We start from the raw sequence: 17219 nt of genomic DNA on the forward strand, positions 1-17219 counted from the left end.
CGCGCCTCGGCCTCGACGCGCTCGCGCTGCACGCGCGCGGCCTCGGCCTCGGCGGCACGCGCCGCCTCCCGGGCACCGGCGGCGTAGCCCGCCGCGTACCCCTGGGCGTAGCCCTCCGCACGCACCGCCGGGTCGACCGCGGTCGCCCCGTAGGCCTGGGTGAACCCTCGGGCGTCAGGACACATACTCGTCCTCGCCCTCGCGCCGGATGACGATCTGGCCGGACTCCTCGAGACGGCGGATCGCCTGGACGATGCCGGCGCGCGCCTCCTCCACCTGGGACAGGCGGACGGGGCCGAGCAGCTCGATCTCCTCCTCGAGGTTCTCGCGGGCGCGCTCGGAGAGGTTGCGCAGGATCTTGTCCCGCACCTCCGGCGCGGCGCCCTTGAGCGCGACCGACAGCTCGTTGGTCTCGACCTGGCGCAGCACGAGCTGCATCGCGCGGTCCTCCAGCAGCACGGTGTCGCCGAAGACGAACATGCGGCTGCGGACCTCGTCGGCCAGGGCCTCGTCGCGGTTCTGCAGACCCTCGAGGATGAGCTTCTCGGTGGTCGGGTCCGCGCGGTTGATGATCTCGACCAGCGGCTGCACGCCACCGACGGCGGACAGCTCGTTGGGGGTGAGCACGGTCGACGCCTTGCGCTGCATGGACTCGGCGATGACCGCCACGACGTCCGGCGAGGCGCGCTCCATCAGCGCGATGCGGTGCGCGACCTCGGACTGCAGGTCCGGCGGCAGGCCCGCCAGGATCGCGGAGGCGTGCTCCGGACGCAGGTGCGCGAGCACCAGGGCGACGGCCTGCGGGTGCTCGCCGTTCAGCAGCGACAGCACCTGGCGGGCGTCGGCGTTCTGCAGGAACTCGAACGGCTGCCCGGCCATCGAGGTCTGCAGGCGCTCGATCATGCCCGCGGCCTCGTCGCGGCCCAGCGCGCCCTCGAGCAGCTGGGTGGCGTAGCCGAGGCCGCCGTTGACGCCGGGGCCGATCATCGACGCGGAGTAGAACTCCTCGACGACCTCGTCCGCGAGCGTCTGGTCCACGTGGTCCAGGCGCAGGATCTCGGCCGTCAGCTCCTCGATCTCGGGGACGTCGAGCCGGGACATGACCTTGGCGGCGCGCTCGCGGCCGAGCTGCATGAGCAGCATCGCGGCCTTCTGGGTGCCGGTGAGCATGGCGGTGGACATCAGCGCCGCCCGGCGGGGGTCAGCCAGCCGCGCAGGAGGTCCGCGACCTCCTCGGGCTGCTCGTCGGCCAGCGCGCCGAGCTCGGCGCGCTTGACGGCGAGGGACTCCTGGACGGGGTCGATCTCGGCCGGGGCCGGCGGGGCCGGGGGGATCTCCGGCAGCTCGTCGAGGATCGCGGTCTCGTCCGGGCCCTCCATGAGCGGCAGCTCGCCGATGTCGAGCGCCTCGCGCTTGCTGCGCCGCGAGCGGCGGGCCAGCACGATCGCGACGACGATGACGACCAGCAGCAGCGCCCCGGCGATGACGGCCTGGCGGAGCAGGTCGGCGCGCTCGGCGGCGGCGGCCTCGGCGTCGGCCGCGGCCAGCGCCTCGGCGGCGGCGTCGGCACCCGTGGTGTCGAACGCCATCGCCTGCACGGCGATGGTGTCGCCGCGCTCGGTGTCGATGCCCGCGGCGGCGGTCAGCGTGGCGGTGAGCTGGTTGAGGTCGAGACCCGCGGCGGCGGTCTGGTCGACGATCACGGCGATGGACTGCCGCTGCACCGTGCCCGGGGCGACGGTGGTGACCTCAGTGACCTTGTTGACGGCGTTGGAGACGTCCTCCGTGGTCTTGGAGTACTCGCCGTCCGTCGCGCCCTCGCCGTTCGGCACGGCGATGTTGTCCGGGCCGAGCACGCCGGTGGCGTTGCCCGAGCCGGTGCCGGTGTAGGTCTCCTCGGTCGTGGAGGAGGCGAGCGGCGGGGTGTCGGCCGCGGCGGCGAACTCCTCGGAGGTGCGCTGCGTCTGGTCCTGGTTGAGCGCGGCGGTCACGGTCACGGCGGACTTCCCCGCGCCGACGACCTGGTCCAGCATCGCCTGCACGGCACCGGTGACCCGCTGCTCGTACGCGGAGGTCGCCTCGTCGCCGGAGCCGGAGGTCAGGCCGGCGCCGACCTCGGACAGCACCTTGCCGGTGGAGTCGATCACGGCGACGTCGGTGGACTTCATGCCCTCGATGCCCGCGGACACCAGGTGCACGATCGCCTCGACCTGCGGCGTGCTGAGGTCGCGGCCCGTGCGGGTGCGCACGAACACCGACGCGGTCGGGTCCTGCTGCTCGGAGACGAACACCGTCTCGGCGGGCAGCGCGAGCTTGACCGAGGCCGACTCGACCCCGTCCATCGCGCCGATCGTCCGGGCGAGCTCGCCCTCGATGGCGCGCTGGTAGGTGGTCTGCTGCTGGAACTCGCTGGACGTCATCGACATCCCGTCCAGCAGCGAGTACCCGTCGCCCTCGGCGTTCGCGGGCAGGCCCGCGGCGGCGAGCGAGAGGCGCAGGTCGTAGATCGAGTCCTGCGGGACCAGCACCGTGCTGCCGCCGTCGGCGAGCTCGTACGTCACGCCCTGCGCGGAGACCTGCTCCACCACGGCGGCGGCGTCGGCCGCGGACAGGCCGGAGAACAGCGGGCTGAGCGACGGCTTGCTCGCCCACGAGTACAGGGCGAACCCGCCGAGCAGCAGCGCCGCGAGCGCGATGAGCGCGAACGTCTTCTGCGGGAGCGAGAACTCCTTGACCGCGCCGCTCATGCGGCCGAACAGGGACTTCACCTGGGCGGGCATCAGGCCTGCATCCTCATGATCTCGGAGAACGCGTCGACGGCCTTGTTGCGCACGGCGGCGGTGAGCTCGAGGGCGAGCTTGGCCTCGGAGGACGCGACGGTGTAGTCGTGCACGTCGTCGAGGTCGCCGGTGACGGCCTGGACCGCCAGCGCGTTGCTCTTCGACTGCAGGGCGGTGACGCCGTCGACGGCGCCGAGCACGGAGGCGAAGCCGCCGTCCAGGCCGGCGGACGCCGAGGTCGCCGGGGCCGCGGAGGCGCCGGGGGTGCCCGCGGCACCCATCAGCGCGAGGGCCTCGGACAGCGAGGAGGTCGGGGACACGCCGCCGACGGGCTGGATGCTCATGCGTTCCGTCCGATCTGCAGGGCCGCCTCGTAGGACGCCCGCGCGCGGTCCACGACCGCCGCGTTCGCCTGGTAGCCACGCTGCGCGATGATCAGCTGGGTCATCTGGGAGGCCATGTCGACGTCGGGGTACCGGACGTACCCGTCCTCGTCGGCCAGCGGGTTGGTGGGCTCGTAGACCAGGCGGCCCTCGGCCGAGCCGAGCGCGATGCCGGCCACCTGCACGCCGCCGCCGTTCTCGGAGCCGATCTCCGTCGCCACGACGTACTTGGCGCGGTACGCCTCCTCGTCGGTGGAGTACACGGTGTTCTGGTTCGCGAGGTTGTCGCTGACCGCGTCCAGCCACTTGCGGTGCACGGTCATGCCGGTGCTGGCGATGCCGATCGCCCCGAACGTCGTCATCAGTTGGTCCTCATCGCGGTACGGACGCTGGAGAAGGTGCCGTCGACCGCCTGGGTCGCCAGCTGGTAGCGGAGCTGCGTGTCGACGTTCAGCAGCGTCTCCTCGTCGAGGTTGACGTTGTTGCCGTCGGTGCGGGTCGGCTCGAGGGACCGGGCGACGGAGGCCGTGGTGGCGCCGCTGCCGTCGGTGACGGCGCGCGCGAGCTCGGCCTCGAAGGCGACCTTCTTGGCGTGGTAGCCGGGGGTGTTGATGTTCGCCACGTTCTCGGCGATGGCGCGCTGGCGCAGGGCCAGGCCGTCGAGGGCGCTGTTGAGCGCGGTGTAGCTCACGGAGTCGAACATGCCCATGCCAGGGTCACCCTCATCGAGGTCGGTCCTGAGTCGGCCCATCCGTGGCCTGCTGCGTGAGCGATCCGTGCTCAGACGTCCCATCGGCGCGGTGGGCGTCGCGATGAGCCCCCGCGCGGAGTTTTTTCGGCCGTCACCCGCGCGGCTCAGACGATTCGATGAGGAATGTCCGAGTTCGTCGAGAAATGTCCTGCGGCTTTCCTGGGTGCCAGCACCCAGGCCGTGCGCGGGCTGTCCACCGGGGCGTCGCCGGGTGGTCACCTCGTGCTCGTCCCGGCGACGCCGCGACTCCGGCGACGTCGTCCGGGCGGCCCGTGCGGGGGTCCTGCTGGGTGGTGCGGGTGGTGCGGGTCAGCCCTCGACGTCGAGGTAGACCGGGGAGACGGCGGCGCGGGTGCGCAGGGCGTCGGTAGCCCGCAGCCGGCGGCGGTGGTCGTCCATCTGGTCGGCGGTGCGGCGCATCAGCTCGTGCTGGCGCTCCACGAGCGCACCGGCCCGGGCCGCCAGGTGCCGGGGCAGCGCGCCCAGACCGCGCGGCAGCCGCCACGGCTCGGTGAGCGCGACGGACGCCGCGGGCTCCTCGTCGGCGCCGACGCGCAGCCGCTGCTCCGCCCGGTCCGCCGCGGACTCCATGTCCGCGAGCACCGCCAGCCAGCCGGACTCGCCGGACCCGGCGCCCGTGCCGGGGTCCCCCGCGAGGTCGTGGAGGTCGTGCCGGGGCTGCTCGTCGGCGAGCGGGGCGGCGTCCAGCGCCTCGACGCGACCGGTGTCAGCCGACACCGAGCACGCCCAGACCCGCCGACGGCGCGGTCGACGCGGTGCGCTGCGTCGGGACGTCGGTGGCGAGCGCGTCGGCGGCCTGGTGCCAGGCCTCGCCGATCGGGGCCAGCAGCTCGCGGCAGGTCGCGACGCGGTCGGCGTCGCCCACGCGGCTCGCGTCGATCAGCTGCGACAGCGCGTAGGAGTAGATCGAGAGCAGCTGCTCGCCGCCGTCCCACACGCTGGTGTTCAGGTCGGCCATGAGCTGCGCCAGGATCTCCTGGCCGTGGGCCAGGTGCTGCGTCGCCTGCGGCCGCTCACCGGTGCGCAGCGACTCCTCGCCGCGGGCCAGGTCGAGCAGCAGGCGGTCGAACAGCATGGTCAGCAGGCGCGCCGGGGCCGCCGTCGCGACCGTGTCGGCCAGGTAGCGGGATCGCACGTCGATCACGGTGGTGCCTTTCGGTCAGGAGCCGTCGCTCACTTGGTGGCGTACGACGTCGGCAGCGTGGCGAGCTGGCCCGCGAGCCAGGACGACTGCGAGCTGAGGCTCGACAGCTGCACCTCGAGGTTGGCGTAGGTCCGCTCCAGGTTCGACTGCCGGCGGGCGAGGCGGTCGTCCCAGCTCTCGATCTGCCGGCCGAGGTCGTCTTTGATGGCCTGCTCGGACTTGATCTGCGAGGTCAGCGAGCCGTCGATCGAGTCGGACGCGCCCTTGCCCAGGTCCGCGAGCCGCTGCGCGACCCCGCTGACGACCGTCTGGACCTTGGCCGGGTCGGCCGTGAGCGCGGCGGTGAAGACCGCCTCGTCGAACGTGAAGGAGCCGTCCCGGCCGATGCTGATGCCGACCTCGCTGGGCGAGACCCCGCCGACGGGCATCGAGCCGAGGGACTGCAGCTGCTGCTGCAGGCTGCGGATGGTGGCGTTCCCGGAGAACAGGCCGCCGGAGATGATCGTGCCGCCGTCCTCGGCGGTGCTGGTCGTGGACTGCGTCCGGGACGAGATCTCGGTCAGCACGAGGTTCAGGTTGGACACCAGGCCCTGCGCGAGACCCTTCTGGGCCGCCTGGTCGCGGGCGACCGTCAGCGTGACCGGGTCCTTCTCGACGGCGGTGACGACGATGTCGACGCCGGTCAGGACGGACGAGAACGCGTTGGTGCCGGAGGTGACGGCCCGCGCCGCGGACGTGCCCGGGAAGAGGGTGATCTGCGCGTCGGACGCCGCGCGCACCTCCTCGCCGGTCAGCGCGGTCGAGCCGGAGCCGTCGGCCCCGGTCGCGACCGAGACCGAGAACGCGTTGGCCGCGCCGGGCTCGGTGCCGGTGAGCTGGATCATGTACTGCGGGGCGTCCGCGGTGCCGACGTTCACGGACGTGGCCTTGACCCCGGTCCCCTCGGCGTTGAACGCCTCGAGGATCTCGGGCATCGACCCGTCCACGGCGGTGATCGTCGTCGTCTCGCCGCCGCGGGTGATCGTGAACGTGGGCTTCTCGGTGTCGTAGGACCCCGGGAGCGTGAAGAGCGTGGACTGGGACTGCGCGACCTTGTCCACGGTGAAGGTCAGGGAGGACGGCTGGGCCGAGGCGCTGGTGGTCGCGGTCACGGACGTCGCCGTCGACGTCGCCGCGGTCTTGGCCCACGAGTCGGCCTTCGCCGCGGACTGCGCGGCGGTGGTCAGGGAGGCGACCTTCGTGTTCAGCGCCTGGAGCGCCGAGATCATCGAGGTCGTCTTCGACTGCTTCTGCAGCAGCAGCGTGCGCGGCTGACCCTCGACCGCGATCAGCGATTTGATCAGATCGGCGGTCTTCAGGCCGCTGACGAGTCCGTCGATCGCGGTCATGCTCGGGTCGCCTCCAGTGCGCCGTACGAGGGGTGGTGCGGGTCGGTCCGACCACGGTCCGCCCCCGGGTGGGGGACGGACCGCGGCCGGACCGCAGAGCTAGAGCGCGTCAGCGCCCGGGGATCAGCCCAGGAGCTGCAGGACGCCCTGCGGGACCGCGTTGGCCTGCGCCAGCATCGCGGTGCCGGCCTGCGACAGGATCTGGGCCCGCGTGAAGCTGACCATCTCCTGCGCCATGTCGGTGTCGCGGATGCGGCTCTCGGACGCCGACAGGTTCTCGGACGCCACGGAGAGGTTGTTGATGGTGTGGTCCAGGCGGTTCTGGATCGCACCGAGCTTGGAACGCGCGGCCGAGACGCCCTGGATGGCGGCGTCGATGTCGTCGATGGCCGAGGCGGCGCCCGAGGTCGAGGTGACGTCGATGCCGGAGATGCCCAGGCCGTTGGCCGACAGGCCGGAGGTGCCGGAGACACCGGTGACACCCAGCGAGGCCAGGGCCGAGGTGCTGAGGTCGACGGTGATCTGGTTGGCGTCGCCGGTGTTGGCGCCGACCTGGAAGGTGCCGGTGTAGGAGCCGTCGAGCAGCTTCTTGCCGTTGAACTCCGTGGTGGAGGCGATGCGGTCGAGCTCGGTGGTGAGCTCGCCGATCTCGTCCTGGATGTTCTGCTTGGCGGTGGAGGACAGACCACCGTCGTTGGACGCCTGCACCGCGAGGGTACGCATGCGCTGCAGGATCGAGTGGGTCTCGGTCAGGGCGCCCTCAGCGGTCTGGACGACGGAGATGCCGTCCTGAGCGTTGCGGACGGCCTGCTTCGTGCCGTTGATCTGCGCGCGCAGACCCTCGGAGATCGCGAGGCCCGCGGCGTCGTCGGCGGCCCGGTTGATCCGCAGACCCGAGGACAGCTTCTCGAGCGAGGAGCTCAGGTCGCCCTGGGTCGAGGACAGGTTCCGGTACGAGTTCAGCGCGGAGATGTTGGTGTTGACGGAGAGGGCCATGGTTCTCTTCTTCCTTGATCAGATCGGCTGCCCATCCATGGGCACACCCTCCCCATCGGGAGGCCGGTCGGGGGCCTGAGCGATTCGGCGAGATCCGCTCGACGTCACCCGGTCGGGCGAGCGCGGCGCTCAGGCCGGCGCGCCGACCAGGCCCGGGGCCACGATCTCCAGCTCCGCGGCGAGCGCCGCCTCCTGGTCCTCGGGCACCAGCGGGAGCGCGCGCTCGAGGGCGGCGAGGGCCCGCTGGTCGGCGTAGACGTCGAACGCCAGGGCCGCCGCGAGGGCCCGGTCCCGGGGCTCGCGGTGGTCGTCCTCGGCGAGCGCGACGAGGGTGCAGCGGTCCTCCAGGCCGGCGCCGCGCAGGGCCACGGCCCACTGCGTCGCCTCCTCCAGCGTCATGAGCCACGGCAGGGTCGCCGCGCTGACGAGCACCGCCCCGGAGTCGGGCCGCAGGTCCCGCATGACGTCGAGCAGCAGCAGCGCCGGACGGGTGGCGTTGGCGGCGCAGCGCAGCGCCCAGGTGCTCCACTGCTCCGGGCGCACGTGGCCCAGCAGCTCGCGCACGCCGTCGGTGCCGAACCAGGTCGCGAGGTCCGCCGGCTCGCCGGGGGCGATGTCGTGGGCGACCGCGTCGACGGCCACCGCGAGCGCCTCGTCCCGGCGGCCGACCCGCTGCAGCGCCCAGGTCTCGACCCGGGCGAGCGACCGGCGCTCCAGGCGCTGGCCGTCGACGTTGGTGGTGACGCGCGGGACGCGGTCCAGCAGGTCCAGCGCGCGGGGCGCGTCGTCGTGCACGGCCGCGGAGCGGGCGCGCGCGGCGAGCACCCAGGCGGCGTTGCCCTCGGCGGCCTCCCACAGGTCGAGCCACTTCTCCTCGAGCGCCTGGTCCGGGATCCGCATGGCGGCGATGACCATCGCGCCGGCGAGCTGGACGAGCGTGCGGGCGCTGAGGTGGTCGCCCTTCAGCGCCGCGACGCCCTCGTCGAGACCGCGCTCGAACTCGCCGTGCATGACGTAGGAGCGGGCGACGTTGGCGCGCCGGGTCGCGATCTCGGCGTCGGACATCCCGCGCTCGACCGCGACCTCCAGGTCGTGCAGCGCGATCGACAGGTTCCGCTCGTCCTTCTGCTTCTCCTGGATCGTCGCCGCGGCGTAGCCGGAGTGCCGCAGCACCACGGACGGCAGGGCCTGCAGCTGCAGGTGGCGGTCCACGCCCGGGCGGGCGACGACCTGCTCGTGCAGCTCGCCGCGCCAGTGCGCGACGTCGCGGCGGAACACGCGGGCGCTGACGGAGGACTCCGACGGGTCGAACACCGAGGCGGTCGCGTCCTGGATCAGCACGGCGAAGATGTCGGCCGTGGCGGTCGCCAGGCGGCGGCGCACCCGCGGGCCGTCGCCCTCGAACACCTCGTCGGCGTCGATGGAGAACACCCAGTCGCCGGTGGCGTGCTCGGTGGCGCGGTTGCGCGCGGCCCCGAAGTCGCCGTCCCAGTAGCCCTCGACCACCGTGGTGGCGTGAGCGCGCGCGATCTCGACGGTGCGGTCCGACGAGCCGGTGTCGTAGACGACGACCTCGTCCGCCCACGCGACGGACTCCAGGCACGTGGCGAGGACGCGCTCCTCGTCCTTGACGATCAGCACGACGGAGACGGTCGTGCCACGGTGCTGCTTGGCCATCGGGGCTCCTCGGGGGTTCGCTCGCCCGCGCGGGCGACGTGACCATCCGATCGGCTCAGCGGCCGCGGTTCTGAGCCGACCCGTCACCCGATCCGCCCAGGTGTACTCCTCACGTTCGGGTGACGCCGGACGAAGGTCCTGAGTATGACGACCACCGCCATCCCCGGGGCGCCCTCGGGCGAGGTCACCCCGGCCGCTGCCCCGTCCGACGGCGCCGCGGCGCCGACCAGCGCCCTCGTGTTCATGACCGGGCGCGACTGCGCGTCCTACGTCGAGGCCGCCATCGCCTCGGTCGCCCGGCAGGGCCTGGGCGCCCTGCACGTGCTGTTCGTCGACGACGCGTCCACCGACGGCACCGACGCCCGCGCGCTCGCCGCGCTGACGGAGCAGCTGCCCGGCCGGTTCACGTTCCGCCGCAACGCCGAGCCCGTCGGCAAGGCCGCGAGCGCCGCGACGCACCTGCGCGAGCTCGCGCCGACCGCCACGTTCGTCGCGGTGGTCGACGCCGACGACGCCCTCGCCCGCGACGACGTGCTGGAGCTGCTGGCGGAGAAGTACGCGACGGGCTTCGACGTCGTGTGGACCAACTTCGAGACCGACGGCGGCGTCACGGGCCAGAACCGGGCGCTGAACCCGTTCTCCGCCCCGCGCGGCCAGGCGTGGACCACGAGCCACCTGTTCTCGTTCCGCTCGGTGCTGTGGGAGCAGGTGCCCGACGCCTACCTGCAGGACGACGAGGGCGCGTGGCTGCGCCAGGCGTGCGACTTCGCCATCGCCTTCCCCGTGCTGGACCAGACCCGCCGGTACGCGTTCGTGCCCGTGGTCGGCTACCGGTACACCGCCAGCAACCCGGCCTCGCACCACAACCAGGACGAGCGGCGCGTCGGCCTGAGCTCGCGCGCGCAGATCGCCAGCGCCCAGACCGTCCTCGCGAAGCCCGCGCTGCGGCCGTGGCGGTTCCCCGGCGACGTGCCCGCGGTGCTGCACGAGCTGGTCGGCGAGCGGCTCGCGATGCACGAGGTCTCGATCCTGCAGACCCAGGCGCAGCTGCGTCCCGCGCTGACCCGGTTGGACCGGATGCCGTACACGATCGACGCGCGCCGCCGCCTGGTCGAGGACGAGAACGTCCCGCCGGAGTGGCTGGACGCCGTCGGCGGCTGGTCCCTGGACGTCGAGCTGCTCGACCGCCTCGCCGACACCCTGTCCGGCTACGAGGCCCCGCACGTCCTCGAGATGGGCTCGGGCGCCGGCACCCGCGTGCTCGCCACCCTGGTCCGCAACCGTGGCGGGAAGCTGTCGACGCTGGAGCACGACGCCACGTGGCAGGGCCGCACGTCCGCCGACCTGGCCGCCGCCGGCCTGGACGGCACCGCGACGGTGCACCTGTGCCCGCTGATCCCGGTGGAGACCTTCGGGGTGCACGGGCGGTTCTACGACATGCAGCGGCTGCGCGACCCCGGGCCGTTCGACGTCGTCGTCGTGGACGGCCCGCCGGAGGTCACCAACCGGCTCGCCCGGCTCCCCGCGCTGCCGGCCGTCTCGCGGCTCCTGAGCCGGGACGGGTTCCACGTGTTCCTCGACGACTACGAGCGCCCGGACGAGCAGGAGACGGTCCGCCTGTGGCGCGAGGCCGCGCCGGACCTGGTCTACGACACGGTCACGTTCGCGAAGCAGGCCGCGGTGATCCGCAGCCGCAACCCGCGCCCGGGCGCGCAGGACTGACGGACCTGCCCGGGCCGGACCGGCCCGGGCACGTCTGCGCCGGTCCCGGCCCGGGCACGACGAAGGGCGCCGCTCCCCGTGGGGGGCGGCGCCCTTCGTCGTGCGTGTGAACAGCCCCGCGGGCGGGGCGGGTGGGTCAGGCGGTGACGCCGTCGCGGGCGTGCGCCGAGTCGGCGAACGGCGTCGGGACGGTGGTCGCCAGCAGGCCGGCGGCGGTGGGGGCCGCGGCCGCGCGGGCGGCGACGGCGGCGAAGTAGGTGCGGCGGCGGCGCTCGGCGACGCCGTCGGGGCGCTCCGCGACCGGGACCAGCTGCGGGTCCAGGCTCGCGTTCAGCCCGTCGCGCATGAGGGCGAGGCCCTCGGTGCGCAGCTGGCTGATCCGGGACTGGGTCACGCCCAGCTCCTCGGCGAGCTCCGCGACGGACCGGTCCTGCAGGAACAGGCCGTCGATGACGGTGCGCAGGCGGTCGGGCAGCGTCTCGACCGCGGCGCGCAGGTAGCGCAGGCGCTCGGTGATCAGGACGTTGTCCTCGGGGCCGGGAGCGTCGTCGCGGACCAGGTCGGCGACCGGGTGCACGGTGGCGTCCATCGACAGCACGCGGCGCTCGGCGTCCTGGCGGGCCTGGTCGACGGCCGCGAGGTCGGTGCCGAGGTGCGCGGCGAGCTCGGTGCGGGTCGGCGTGCGGCCGAGGGTCGCGGTGAGGCGGTCGCTGGCGGCCGACAGCTCGCGGGCACGGTGGCGGGCGCCGCGGGAGGCCCAGTCCATCGAGCGGAGCTCGTCGATCAGCGCGCCGCGGATGCGCAGCGCGGCGTAGCGCGGGAAGGGGACCCCGGTCTCGGGGTCGTACGCGCGGGCGGCGAGCACCAGCGCGAGGTGGCCGGCGGACACGAGGTCCTCGCGGCTGACGGTGGCGGGGACCCGGGAGAGGACCTCGCTCACGTGGTACCCCACGAGCGGCATGTGTGCGACGACGAGGTCGTCGACCGGGGCGGATGCAGAGCTGTTCACGGTCCGGTTCTCGGCGGGGGTGAATCCGGCCTTGAGCCTTTCTCATGAACTTCCTAGAGACCCGAACTATGCGACTTCAGGCCCATTTCGGACGTTCCGGTCTGACAAATCGGACATCCGACGACATAGTCCCGCCGTCCCGCGATCGGGTGTGATGCACGTCACATTCCGGGCAACCGTTGTCCCGGCAAGTACGTGTACGGAGCACGTTCCGGACCGGTGGTCACCCACCGGTCCGAGCGACCTGTCCGATTTCGCTCAGGACCCCCGGCCCCGGCCCGATAGGAAGGTCGACCCGCCGCACCACCCGTCCGCCGAAGGGGGCTCCACCGATGGCCTTGAGCCAGCTGTCCGACGTCCTGTGGTCGGAGCGCCGACTGCTCGAGCTGCTGCTGTTCAAGCTCGAGGAGGAGCAGCTCGTCCTCACGAGCGGACGCACCCGGTGGCTGGCCCACGCGACCCGCGAGGTCGAGACGGTCCTCGACCAGATCCGCGACGCCGAGCTCGGCCGCTCCGCGGAGGCCGACGCCGTCGCCCTCGAGCTCGGGCTCGAGCCCGGGGTCAGCCTGCGCGCCCTCGCCGAGGCCGCGCCCGCGCCCTGGGACGACCTGCTGCAGGCCCACCGCGACGCCTTCGTCCAGCTGACCACCGAGATCAGCCAGCTCGCCGACGGCAACCGCGAGCTGCTCGCCATGTCCCACCGCGCCACGCAGGAGACGCTGATGTCCCTGCAGCAGACCGTCCAGACCTACGACCCGCAGGGTCACACCACCGCCGAGGCCGACCGCAGCGCCCAGCTGCTCGACCAGTCCTTCTGACCGGCGCACGACGAGAAACTGCGAGGAACAGACCCGTGAGCACCTTCTCCGGACTCGGCACCGCGCTGAGCTCCCTGATCGCCCAGCGCCAGGCGCTGGAGGTCTCGGGGCAGAACGTCGCGAACGCCAACACCGTCGGCTACACGCGCCAGCGCGCCGCCCTCGGCTCGCTGCCGGCGGCCACCGTGCCGTCCATGTTCTCCACCACCGACGGAGTCGGCCAGGGCACCACGGTCACCGGCTTCGAGCGGCTCGGTGACGTGTTCCTCGACGCCCGCCTGCGCAACGAGACGTCGGGCGCCGCCCGCCTCGCCGCCATCGCCACGGAGTACAAGACCCTCGAGACCACGATCGGCGAGCCGTCCAAGACCGGCTTCTCCGCCGACCTGAGCGACTTCTGGTCCGCCTGGTCCGAGGTCGCGGGCTCCCCCAACGCCGCGTCCAGCCGCGCCGTCCTGCTCGAGCGCGGCACCGCCGTCGCCGACCGGCTCGCCACGCTCTACCAGGACACGGCGACGCAGTGGGACCAGGCGCTGACGACCACGAAGGCGCTCGTCACGCAGGTCAACACCACGGCGGCGAACGTCGCGGACCTGAACACCCGCATCCTGTCGATCACGAACGCCGGCGGCTCCGCCAACGAGCTCATGGACCAGCGCGACCTGCTCGTCACCGAGCTGTCGGGCCTGGTCGGCGCGTCCACCCGGACCAACGCCGACGGCACCATGGACGTGCTGGTCGGCGGCAACACCCTGGTCTCCGGGAGCAAGGTCAGCCAGCTCACCGTCGCGGCCTCCAGCCCCGCCTCCTTCCAGGGCGCGGTCGACGGCGGCGCGGTCTCGGTCGTCTGGGCCGAGTCCGGGCACCCGAGCGGCATCGACGGCGGCCGCGTCGCCGGTCTGCTGTCCGTGCTCGCCCCGCCGTCCTCCGGCGGCGTGCTCACCGGCTCCGCGGTCCAGCTCAACTCGATGGCCACCACCATCGCCACCCAGGTGAACGCGATCCACAGCACCGCCTACACCGAGGCGGGCTACGAGACCGGCACCACCGCGGGCGACTTCTTCGCGATCGACGCCTCGCGGCCCGCCGCGCTCGGCCTGTCCGTCGCGATCACCGACCCGAAGGACATCGGCGTCGCCGCGGGCGGCAAGGGCCCCGTGGACGGCAGCATCGCCACCCAGATGGCCAAGCTCGCCCACGCGACCGACGGCCCCGACGCCCAGTGGTCCGCCTTCGTCGTCGACCTCGGGGTGAAGTCCGCCAGCGCGACCTCGCGGGCCACCGTCGCCGAGGCCGCACGCTCCACCGCCTCCGCCGCGCAGCTCGCGCAGACGTCGGTCGACACCGACGAGGAGACGGTCAACATGCTCGCCTTCCAGCGGGCCTACGAGGGCGCGGCCCGGGTGCTGACCGCCATCGACGAGATGCTCGACACGCTGATCAACCGGACGGGGGTGGTGGGCCGATGACCACGATCGGCCGCGTCACGCACTTCACGGTGCGGAACTCGACGCTGGAGAACCTGCAGAACAACCTGGGCAAGATGTCGACGCTGCAGTCGCAGATGTCGTCGGGCGTCAAGATCAACCGGCCGTCGGACGACCCCTCGGGGACCGCCGACGTGCTCCGGCTGAACAACGAGCAGCGCCAGCTGGCGCAGTACTCGCGCAACGCCGCCGACGGCGAGGCCTGGCTGGTCACCATCGACGCCGCGCTGCAGACCTCCTCCGAGGCGCTGCGCAAGGCCCGCGACCTCACCGTCCAGGGTGGCAACGGCGCCATGGGCGCCACGTCCAAGATCGCCCTCGCCGAGGAGATCGAGGGCATCCGCGACGCCCTGCTCGCCCAGGCCAACACGACGTACCTCGGCCGTCCGGTGTTCGCCGGGACCACGGGCGGACCGGCGTTCGGCGGCGCCGACGACGCCGCGGGCGCCTACAGCTTCAAGGGCATCGCCGGCGCCACGGTCGAGCGCACCGTCGCCAGCGCCACCACCGTGCGCGTCGACGCCACCGGCTCGGCCGTCTACGGCGAGGGCGAGGACTCCGTGTTCGCGCTCCTGGACGAGATCTCCGCGACCCTGCGGGCCGGGGGCGACCCCTCCGCGCGGCTGGACGACATCGACCAGCACATGGACAGAATCCTGACCGAGCTGTCGGCCAACGGTGCGCGGCAGAACCAGGTCGACTCCGCGCAGAACCTGATCGCCGACAACACGATCACGAGCAAGACCCGCCTCGGCGCCATCCAGGACGTCGACCTGGCGCAGGTCATCCTCGACCTCCAGTCCCAGGAGGTCGCGTACCAGGGCGCTCTCGGCGCCGCCGCGAAGGTGCTCCAGCCGACTCTCTTGGACTTCCTGCGATGACCGCACAGCTCGCCGACGCCCCGCGTCGCACCCACCTGCCCGAGCACCTGCACCTGTCCGCGCCCATGCCGGGCCTGGCCGGGTACGAGGACTTCACGCTCACGCCTCTCGACGAGACCGGCGTGCTCTTCGCCCTGCGCTCCGAGCCCGCCGGCGCCCGCCCCGTGCGGCTGTTCGTCGTGGACCCCGAGGCGTTCTTCCCGGACTACGAGCCGGCCATCGACGGCGACGTGCTGCGCGCGCTGGGCACCGACGCCGCGCACGCCGTGCGCCTCGTCGTCGTCCGGCCCGCCGAGGGCACCGAGCCCCCCACCGCCAACCTGCTCGCCCCCCTGGTCCTCGACCCGGAGAGCGGCACCGCCGTCCAGACCGTCCTCACCGAGGACTGGCCGCTGCGCGCCCCGCTCGCGCCGGCCGCCTGAGCACTCGAAGGAGCGCACCAGAATGACCTCGACCCTCCCCGCGGGCCCCGGGTCCGGCACGCCGGCGCCCCGCGCGGCCAGCGGCTCCCCGATCCCGATCGGCGGTGGCGAGGCCACGGTGCAGCGCCAGCCCGTCGTGCTGGCCGACCGCTCCGTGCACGGGTACGCCGTGCGGGTGCTGATCAGCGGCCCCACCGGCGCCCCGCTGCCCGACGAGTCGACCGAGGCCGCCGTCGAGGCCGCCTACCGCCGCCTCGACCTGCCCGGCCTCGCCGGCGACAAGCCGGTGCTGCTGCGCGGCACCTCGGGCATCCTGTCCGGCTCGGCGGCCGTCTGGTACGACGCCGAGAAGCTCGTCCTGGAGATCACGCCCGCCCTCGCGCGACGCGACGACCTGGACACCCTGCTCGCCGCCGCCTCCGTGCGCGGCAGCCGGTTCGCGCTCGCCGACTACGACGGCTCCGCCGCGCAGGACCGCCTGCTCGACCGCGTCGCCTACGTCAAGATCGACCTGCGCCGGGGCGACGCCCAGCTCGCCGACCTCGTCGCCCGCGCGCACGCCGCCGGGGCGCGGGTCGTCGCCGAGCACACCGACTCCACCGAGCGGGTCGACCTCGCCTCCGGGCTGGGCGCCGACCTGATGCAGGGCCCGATGTTCCACCGGGAGCCGCCGGTCGTGCGCCGCCAGTTCTCCGCGGGCGAGCTGCAGTGCCTCGAGCTGCTGCGCGTCCTGTCCGAGGAGACCGTCGACCAGCAGACCGTCGTCCGCACGGTCGCCACCGACCCCGAGCTGTCCATGCGGGTGCTGCACCTCGTGAACTCCTCGGCGTTCGGCCTCCGCCGCGAGATCGACTCCGTGCTCCAGGCCGTCGTCCTGGTCGGGCCCCGTCAGCTGCACGCCCTCGCCATCGCCTCGCTCATCGACGCCAAGCCGTCGTCCGTGCAGGTGCTGTGGTCGATCCTCACCCGCGCGCAGACCTGCCACGCCCTGTCGCACGACGACGCGGGGTACACCGCGGGGCTGCTGTCCGCCGTCGCGTCCTACCAGGGCCTCGACCTCACGGACCTCGTCACCCGGGCCGGCGTCTCCGAGCAGCTCGGCGCCGCCGTCCTGCGCCACGAGGGCCCGCTGGGCCAGGTGCTCGCCGCCGTCCTCGCGCACGAGGAGAACGACACGGCCGGGGTCACCGCCGCCGGGCTCGAGCCCTGGGACGTCGCGCACGCCTACCTGGCCGCCGTCCCGAGCGCCCTCGCCACGGCCACGGCCCTCGCCTTCGGCGACTGACGCCTCCGGCGGACGCCGCCCGCCGGCCGGGGCACGCCGCGACAGGGCGCCCCGGTCGGCCGGTGCGTCCACCCGGGTGGCGGGCGCCGTCCCCGGGCGGGCCAGCACCTAGGCTGGGGGCGTGCCGTCGTTCATCCACCTCGCCCTGCGCCCCGAGCGACGCAAGGCCGCGCCCGACCCGGTCCCCGTGAGCCTGCGGCCGGTGTTCCTCGCGGGCATCGGGGTGTGGGCGGTCGCGCTGGTCGTCGCGGTCGTGCTGTGGCTCACCGGCGCCGTCGGTCCGCACGGCGTGTGGACGTGCGTCGTCGGCGCCGTCCTGGGCGTCGCCGGCCTGATCTGGACGAAGCAGCGCCCGGGCCGCTGAGGCGCCGCACCCATCCCTCAGCGCTCCCGGCGTTCTCCTGCCGCTCCCCCTCGCTCCCCCTCGCGCGCCCGGGGCCCCGTGCGCCCCGGGC

At 73.4% G+C, this 17219-nt stretch carries 19 protein-coding genes; 7 read left to right on the top strand and 12 right to left on the bottom strand.

The window, feature by feature from the left end:
* The 11 genes from EBM89_RS15210 to EBM89_RS15260 all read right to left on the bottom strand — a co-directional run.
* A partial coding sequence (locus tag EBM89_RS15210; RefSeq protein WP_199732154.1) for a hypothetical protein occupies positions 1 to 185 on the bottom strand: 185 nt, incomplete at its 3' end.
* On the bottom strand, positions 175 to 1182 hold the full coding sequence (gene fliG / locus EBM89_RS15215; protein WP_122150395.1) for a flagellar motor switch protein FliG: 1008 nt from the start codon (positions 1180 to 1182) through the stop codon (positions 175 to 177). The genes EBM89_RS15210 and fliG, both read right to left, overlap by 11 nt.
* Positions 1182 to 2780, bottom strand: a complete 1599-nt coding sequence (gene fliF / locus EBM89_RS15220; RefSeq protein WP_122150397.1) for a flagellar basal-body MS-ring/collar protein FliF — start codon at positions 2778 to 2780, stop codon at positions 1182 to 1184. The genes fliG and fliF overlap by 1 nt, the downstream gene beginning before the upstream one ends.
* Entirely contained in the window at positions 2780 to 3124 is a 345-nt protein-coding gene (gene fliE / locus EBM89_RS15225) for a flagellar hook-basal body complex protein FliE (RefSeq protein ID WP_122150399.1), read from the bottom strand. The genes fliF and fliE overlap by 1 nt, the downstream gene beginning before the upstream one ends.
* Positions 3121 to 3525, bottom strand: a complete 405-nt coding sequence (gene flgC / locus EBM89_RS15230; RefSeq protein ID WP_122150401.1) for a flagellar basal body rod protein FlgC — start codon at positions 3523 to 3525, stop codon at positions 3121 to 3123. Before flgC ends, fliE begins: the two co-directional genes overlap by 4 nt.
* On the bottom strand, positions 3525 to 3866 hold the full coding sequence (gene flgB, locus EBM89_RS15235; RefSeq protein WP_122150429.1) for a flagellar basal body rod protein FlgB: 342 nt from the start codon (positions 3864 to 3866) through the stop codon (positions 3525 to 3527). The genes flgC and flgB overlap by 1 nt, the downstream gene beginning before the upstream one ends.
* A gap of 357 nt (positions 3867 to 4223) precedes the next feature.
* Positions 4224 to 4652, bottom strand: coding sequence for a hypothetical protein (locus tag EBM89_RS15240; RefSeq protein ID WP_122150403.1), 429 nt, complete (start codon positions 4650 to 4652; stop codon positions 4224 to 4226).
* Complete coding sequence (locus EBM89_RS15245) at positions 4642 to 5070, bottom strand: flagellar export chaperone FliS (protein ID WP_233571774.1); 429 nt, start codon at positions 5068 to 5070, stop codon at positions 4642 to 4644. Before EBM89_RS15245 ends, EBM89_RS15240 begins: the two co-directional genes overlap by 11 nt.
* A 38-nt stretch (positions 5071 to 5108) precedes the next feature.
* Positions 5109 to 6467, bottom strand: a complete 1359-nt coding sequence (gene fliD / locus EBM89_RS15250) for a flagellar filament capping protein FliD (RefSeq protein ID WP_122150407.1) — start codon at positions 6465 to 6467, stop codon at positions 5109 to 5111.
* A 123-nt stretch (positions 6468 to 6590) separates the two neighbouring features.
* Positions 6591 to 7463, bottom strand: a complete 873-nt coding sequence (locus EBM89_RS15255) for a flagellin N-terminal helical domain-containing protein (protein ID WP_122150409.1) — start codon at positions 7461 to 7463, stop codon at positions 6591 to 6593.
* A gap of 129 nt (positions 7464 to 7592) precedes the next feature.
* Positions 7593 to 9140: a glycosyltransferase family 2 protein gene (locus tag EBM89_RS15260; protein WP_122150411.1), complete on the bottom strand. Its 1548-nt coding sequence runs from the start codon at positions 9138 to 9140 to the stop codon at positions 7593 to 7595.
* A 144-nt stretch (positions 9141 to 9284) separates the two neighbouring features.
* Here EBM89_RS15260 and EBM89_RS15265 point away from each other — a divergent pair, with 144 nt between their 5' ends.
* Positions 9285 to 10862 carry a glycosyltransferase gene (locus EBM89_RS15265; protein WP_122150413.1) on the top strand — a complete coding sequence of 526 codons (1578 nt, stop codon included), beginning with the start codon at positions 9285 to 9287 and terminating at the stop codon, positions 10860 to 10862.
* A gap of 136 nt (positions 10863 to 10998) precedes the next feature.
* Here EBM89_RS15265 and EBM89_RS15270 read toward each other — a convergent pair whose 3' ends face one another.
* Positions 10999 to 11871 (bottom strand): sigma-70 family RNA polymerase sigma factor, encoded by an 873-nt coding sequence (locus EBM89_RS15270; RefSeq protein WP_233571775.1) that lies wholly within the window; start codon positions 11869 to 11871, stop codon positions 10999 to 11001.
* 332 nt (positions 11872 to 12203) lie between these two features.
* Here EBM89_RS15270 and flgN point away from each other — a divergent pair, with 332 nt between their 5' ends.
* The 6 genes from flgN (at position 12204) to EBM89_RS15300 (ending at position 17128) form a co-directional block, all read left to right on the top strand.
* Complete coding sequence (gene flgN, locus EBM89_RS15275; protein WP_122150417.1) at positions 12204 to 12689, top strand: flagellar export chaperone FlgN; 486 nt, start codon at positions 12204 to 12206, stop codon at positions 12687 to 12689.
* A gap of 35 nt (positions 12690 to 12724) precedes the next feature.
* Positions 12725 to 14158, top strand: coding sequence for a flagellar hook-associated protein FlgK (gene flgK / locus EBM89_RS15280; RefSeq protein WP_122150419.1), 1434 nt, complete (start codon positions 12725 to 12727; stop codon positions 14156 to 14158).
* Positions 14155 to 15057, top strand: coding sequence for a flagellar hook-associated protein FlgL (flgL, locus tag EBM89_RS15285; protein ID WP_122150421.1), 903 nt, complete (start codon positions 14155 to 14157; stop codon positions 15055 to 15057). Before flgK ends, flgL begins: the two co-directional genes overlap by 4 nt.
* Positions 15054 to 15479 (top strand): flagellar assembly protein FliW, encoded by a 426-nt coding sequence (locus EBM89_RS15290; RefSeq protein ID WP_122150423.1) that lies wholly within the window; start codon positions 15054 to 15056, stop codon positions 15477 to 15479. The genes flgL and EBM89_RS15290 overlap by 4 nt, the downstream gene beginning before the upstream one ends.
* A 22-nt stretch (positions 15480 to 15501) precedes the next feature.
* Positions 15502 to 16764, top strand: coding sequence for an EAL and HDOD domain-containing protein (locus EBM89_RS15295; RefSeq protein ID WP_122150425.1), 1263 nt, complete (start codon positions 15502 to 15504; stop codon positions 16762 to 16764).
* A gap of 121 nt (positions 16765 to 16885) precedes the next feature.
* Positions 16886 to 17128, top strand: a complete 243-nt coding sequence (locus tag EBM89_RS15300; protein ID WP_122150427.1) for a DUF2530 domain-containing protein — start codon at positions 16886 to 16888, stop codon at positions 17126 to 17128.
* The last annotated feature ends 91 nt before the right edge of the window (positions 17129 to 17219 follow it).

Source organism: Cellulomonas triticagri (assembly GCF_003696205.1).
Classification (GTDB): domain Bacteria; phylum Actinomycetota; class Actinomycetes; order Actinomycetales; family Cellulomonadaceae; genus Cellulomonas; species Cellulomonas triticagri.

Coding starts and splice junctions, on each gene's coding strand:
- fliG (WP_122150395.1), bottom strand. CDS start 1,182: ATGTCCACCGCCATGCTCACCGGCACCCAGAAGGCCGCGATGCTGCTC.
- fliF (WP_122150397.1), bottom strand. CDS start 2,780: ATGCCCGCCCAGGTGAAGTCCCTGTTCGGCCGCATGAGCGGCGCGGTC.
- fliE (WP_122150399.1), bottom strand. CDS start 3,124: ATGAGCATCCAGCCCGTCGGCGGCGTGTCCCCGACCTCCTCGCTGTCC.
- flgC (WP_122150401.1), bottom strand. CDS start 3,525: ATGACGACGTTCGGGGCGATCGGCATCGCCAGCACCGGCATGACCGTG.
- flgB (WP_122150429.1), bottom strand. CDS start 3,866: ATGTTCGACTCCGTGAGCTACACCGCGCTCAACAGCGCCCTCGACGGC.
- fliD (WP_122150407.1), bottom strand. CDS start 6,467: ATGACCGCGATCGACGGACTCGTCAGCGGCCTGAAGACCGCCGATCTG.
- EBM89_RS15255 (WP_122150409.1), bottom strand. CDS start 7,463: ATGGCCCTCTCCGTCAACACCAACATCTCCGCGCTGAACTCGTACCGG.
- EBM89_RS15260 (WP_122150411.1), bottom strand. CDS start 9,140: ATGGCCAAGCAGCACCGTGGCACGACCGTCTCCGTCGTGCTGATCGTC.
- EBM89_RS15265 (WP_122150413.1), top strand. CDS start 9,285: ATGACGACCACCGCCATCCCCGGGGCGCCCTCGGGCGAGGTCACCCCG.
- flgN (WP_122150417.1), top strand. CDS start 12,204: ATGGCCTTGAGCCAGCTGTCCGACGTCCTGTGGTCGGAGCGCCGACTG.
- flgL (WP_122150421.1), top strand. CDS start 14,155: ATGACCACGATCGGCCGCGTCACGCACTTCACGGTGCGGAACTCGACG.
- EBM89_RS15290 (WP_122150423.1), top strand. CDS start 15,054: ATGACCGCACAGCTCGCCGACGCCCCGCGTCGCACCCACCTGCCCGAG.
- EBM89_RS15295 (WP_122150425.1), top strand. CDS start 15,502: ATGACCTCGACCCTCCCCGCGGGCCCCGGGTCCGGCACGCCGGCGCCC.